The sequence below is a fragment of the Streptomyces cinnamoneus genome (genome assembly GCF_014650495.1).
GTDB classification, from domain to species: Bacteria; Actinomycetota; Actinomycetes; order Streptomycetales; family Streptomycetaceae; genus Streptomyces; species Streptomyces cinnamoneus.
Genome location: NZ_BMVB01000057.1, coordinates 1 through 4,856, shown reverse-complemented (window position 1 = coordinate 4,856; position 4,856 = coordinate 1). Strand labels below are relative to the sequence as shown.

The 4,856-nt window shown below is 72.5% G+C and carries 1 protein-coding gene; it reads right to left on the bottom strand.

Annotated features, from left to right (window positions below; translation table 11 throughout):
• Nucleotides 1-4,856 (bottom strand): type I polyketide synthase (locus IE182_RS31355; RefSeq protein ID WP_190113391.1); only part of this gene is annotated, 4,856 nt, incomplete at both ends.

Here is a 4,856-nt window from a genome sequence, read left to right as displayed (position 1 = left end):
TCGGGGAAGCCGGACACCGCGTCGCCACCGGACGCGACCAGACGCCACAGGTCTTCCGGCGACTGCACGCCACCGGGGTACCGGCAGGCCATGCCCACGATCGCGATCGGCTCATCGGCCGCAACGCCTGCGGTGACCACGGCCCCGGACTGTTCCTGGATGCCCAGTGTCTCGGCCATCAGGAAGCGGGCGAGCGCGGCGGGTGTCGGGTAGTCGAAGACCATGGTCGCCGGAAGCCGCAGCCCGGTCGCCGTGTTCAGGCGGTTGCGCAGCTCGACGGAAGTGAGCGAGTCGAAGCCGGCTTCCTGGAAGGCGTGTTCCGGCTGGATGGCCCGGGCCGAGGCGTGGCCGAGCACGGCGGCGACCTCGGTGCGCACCAGGTCCAGCACCGTCTGCTCGCGCTCGGCCTCCGGCAGGCCGGCCAGCCGCTGCCCCAGGGAGCCCTTCGGCGCGGTCTGTGCTGCGCGCCGCGCGGTGCCCCGTACGGGGCCTCGCAGCCCTCGCAGCACCGAGGGCACCGTGCCCTGCAGCCCGGCGAGGTCCAGCCGCAGGGGGGCGACGGCTGCCCGGTCCAGGGTCAGCGCCGCGTCGAACAGCCGCAGTCCCTCGTCGACGGCGATCGGGGCGAGTCCCGCCCGCTTGAGCCTGGCGACGTCCGCCTGGCCGAGCCGGTCGGCCATGCCGCTGCCCTGCTCCCACAGTCCCCACGCCAGCGAGGCCGCGGGAAGGCCCTGGGCCCGGCGGGCTTCGGCGAAGGCGTCGAGGAAGGTGTTCGCCGCCGCGTAGTTGCCCTGGCCGGCGCTGCCCAGGATGCCGGACACCGACGAGAAGAGCACGAACGCCGACAGGTCGCCCGTCAGCTCGTGCAGGTTCCACACGGCGTCCACCTTCGGACGCAGCACCGCGGCCAGACGCTCCGGCGTCAGCGCGGCGATCACGCCGTCGTCGAGCACGCCGGCCGTGTGCACCACGGCGGTCACCGGGGTCTCGGCCAGCACCGCGGCGAGCGCGTCCCGGTCGGCCGCATCGCAGGCGGCCCAGCGCACCTCGGCACCCCATGCCGCCAGTTCGGCTTCCAGCTCGACCGCGCCGGGGGCATCGGCGCCCCGCCGGCTGAGCAGCAGCAGGCTGCGTACGCCGTGGGTGGCGACCAGGTGCCGGGCCATGAGCCCGCCCAGCGCTCCGGACGCGCCGGTCAGCAGAACGGTGCCGGTACCGAAGTCCGGCGTGCCGGTGGCGGCTCCAGAAGTCTTCACCAGGCGCGGTACGAGCACGTCCTGGCCGTCCTGGCCGCGCACTGCGCACTGCGGCTCGCCGGCGGCGATCACACCCGGCAGTGCGCGGATCGCCGCGTCGGCGTCCTCCGCCTCCACCAGCACGATCCGGTCCGGGTTCTCCGACTGCGCGGACCGGACCAGACCCCACACCGCCGCATGAGCGAGATCACCCGGGCGGGTCACCAGCACCAGACGCGACGGCCGGTCCCCCGCCAGCCACCACTGCACCAACGCCAACACCTCAGCTGCCACGGCATGCACACGCTCAGCCGTGTCCCCACCGGACCCGACCGGGCACGGCACGACCACGACGTCCCGCTCTCCGCCCTGCCCGTCCAGCTGCCGCAGCGCGTCGAAGTCCGCGACGGACTCGACGACCAGCGCTTCTCCGGCGGACGGCGCGGTGAGCGGCGTCCACTCCAGCCCGAACAGCGAGTCGCCGTCACCGGCACCGCGCAGCTGCTCCGCCGACACGGCGCGCAGCGTCAGCGACTCCACCGAGGCCACCGGGCCGCCGGCACCGTCCGCGACGACCAGCGTCACGGAATCCCTGCCCGACCGCGACAGCTTCACGCGGACCATGGAGGCACCGGCCGCCTGAACGGCGACGCCGGACCATGCGAACGGCAGCTGCGGGCCGTCGGCGAGAGAGACCAGGCCACCGGCAGCCAGGGCGTGCAGGGCGGCGTCCAGAAGTGCCGGGTGCAGGGCGAACGCTCCCGCGTCGGCAGCGGCCTCCTCCGGCAGCTCGACCTCGGCGAAGACGTCCTCCCCGCTCTGCCACACCGACCGCAGCCCCTGGAAGAGCGGGCCGTATTCCAGGCCGAGTTCGGCCACGCCGTCGTAGAACGCCGCCAGATCGACGGCCTCCGCGCCCGCGGGCGGCCAGGAGCCGGTGTCCGTACCGGTCTCGGTGCCGGACGCCTCCACCGAGGACAGTGCGCCTGTCGCGTGCCGCACCCACGTGCCGCCGCCGGCCCGTGAGTGCACGCTGAGCGGCCGTCGGCCGGCTTCGTCTTCCGCGCCCACCGACACCTGAAGAGCGACACTGCCGCGCTCGGGTATCACCAGGGGCATCTCCAGAGTGAGGTCCTCGATCCGGCCGCAGCCGACCTCGTCGCCCGCCCGGATCGCCAGCTCGACGAACGCGGTGCCGGGCAGCAGAACGGTCCCGTTCACGGCGTGGTCGGAGAGCCACGGGTGGCTTTCGAGGGAGACCATGCCCGTCAGCAGGACCCCGTCGCTGTCGGCGGTCGCGATCGCCGCGCCGAGCAGCGGATGGTCCGCCGCGCCGAGACCGGCCGCCCGGACGTCGCCGGGGCGCTGGGGCACGTCGAGCCAGTAGCGCTCGCGCTGGAAGGCATACGTCGGCAGGTCGACACGCTTGCCACGGGGGAAGAAGGCGTTCCAGTCCAGGGAGACGCCGTGGGTGTGGAGCTGACCGAGCGCGGTGACGATCGCCAGCGGTTCGGGGCGGTCGGCGCGCAGGACGGGGATGGTGACGGCCTCGTCCAGGCAGTTCTGCGTCATGCCGCTCAGCACACCGCCGGGGCCGACCTCGACGAAGGTCGTCACACCCAGTTCGTGCAGGGTCTGCACACCGTCGGCGAAACGAACCGCCTCACGGACATGCCGGACCCAGTACTCCGGCGTGTACGACTCCGCCAGCCGGCCCGTGAGGTTGGAGACGACCGGAATCCGCGGCTCGCTGAACGTCAGGCCGCGGACGACCTCGGCGAACTCCTGAAGCATCGGATCCATCAACGGCGAGTGGAACGCATGACTGACCTTCAACCGCGACGTCTTACGACCCTGCTGGGTGAAGTGCTCAGCGATCTTCACGACCGCATCCTCGGCACCGGAAACGACCACCGACCGCGGGCCGTTGATCGCCGCAATGCCGGCCTCGTCGGTCAAGTGCGGCAGGACCTCGTCCTCGGTGGCCTGCACGGCAATCATCGCCCCACCGGCAGGCAACGCCTGCATCAGCGCAGCACGCGCCGACACCAGCTTCGCCGCGTCCTCCAGCGACAGCACACCCGCCACGTGCGCGGCCGCGATCTCGCCCACGGAATGCCCGGCCACGTAATCGGGCCGCACACCCCACGACTCCAGCAGCCGGAACAACGCCACCTCGACCGCGAACAACGCAGGCTGAGTGACGCCCGTCTGGTTCAGCTCCTCCGACTCGACATCAAACGCCACGCCCAGCTGCGCACACACCGCGTCATACGCAGCCGCAAACACCGGATACGACGCATACAGCTCACGTCCCATCCCCAGCCGCTGCGACCCCTGACCCGAGAACAGGAAACCGGTCTTGCCCCCGCCGGCCACGCCCTGGACGACGTTCCCCGCAGGCTGGCCGTGCAGGAGAGCACGCAGCCCGTCGAGCAGTTGCTCGTCTTCCTGGCCCACGACGACGGCCCGGTGCTCGAACGCCGCACGCCCTGTCGCCAGGGAAAACGCGACATCGGCCGGCGGAAGTCCCGAGGCGAGGGTCAGCAGTCGCTCGGCCTGTGCCCTCAGCGCCGCCTCCGACTTGCCCGACAGCACCCACGGCACCACCGAACCCGGCTCGGGGGCCGAGGACGGCTCGGTCCTGGCAGGTGCCTGTTCGACGATGACGTGCGCGTTGGTGCCGCTGACGCCGAAGGACGACACCGCCGCCCGGCGGGCCCCACCGGTCTCGGGCCATTCCCTCGCCTCGGTCAGCAGCTGCACCGCACCCGCCGACCAGTCGACGTGCGGGGTCGGCTCGTCCACGTGCAGCGTCCGCGGCAGCACGCCGTGGCGCATCGCCATCACCATCTTGATCACACCGCCGACGCCCGCAGCGGCCTGCGAGTGGCCGATGTTCGACTTCAGCGAGCCGAGCCACAGCGGCCGTTCGCGATCCCGGTCCCGGCCGTACGCCGCGATCAACGCCTGGGCCTCGATCGGGTCGCCCAGCGTGGTGCCCGTGCCGTGCGCCTCCACTGCGTCGATCTGGTCCGAGGACACGCCCGCGTTCGCCAGTGCCTGTCGGATCACCCGCTGCTGTGCGGGACCGTTCGGGGCCGTCAGACCGTTCGACGCACCGTCCTGGTTGATCGCCGTGCCCCGGATGACCGCCAGCACCTGGTGACCGTTGCGCCGGGCGTCGGACAGTCGCTCGACGAGCAGCATGCCCGCGCCTTCTGCCCATCCGGTGCCGTCGGCCCCGGCCGCGAACGCCTTGCAACGACCGTCCGCCGACAGCCCGCGCTGGCGGCTGAACTCCACGAACACCGCCGGACTGGCCATGACCGTGACGCCGCCGACCAGGGCCATCGAGCACTCGTTGCTCCGCAGCGCCTGGGCTGCGAGGTGCAGCGCCACCAGGGACGACGAGCACGCCGTGTCCACGGTGACGGCGGGGCCCTCCAGGCCGAAGGTGTAGGAGACGCGGCCCGATGCGACGCTGCCCGCGCTGCCGTTGACGAGATAGCCCTCAAGCCCGGCCGGTGAGGTGTGCACTCGGCCGCCGTAGTCGTGGTACATCACGCCGGCGAAGACACCGGTCCTGCTGCCGCGCGCCGAGGCCGGGTCGATGCCCGC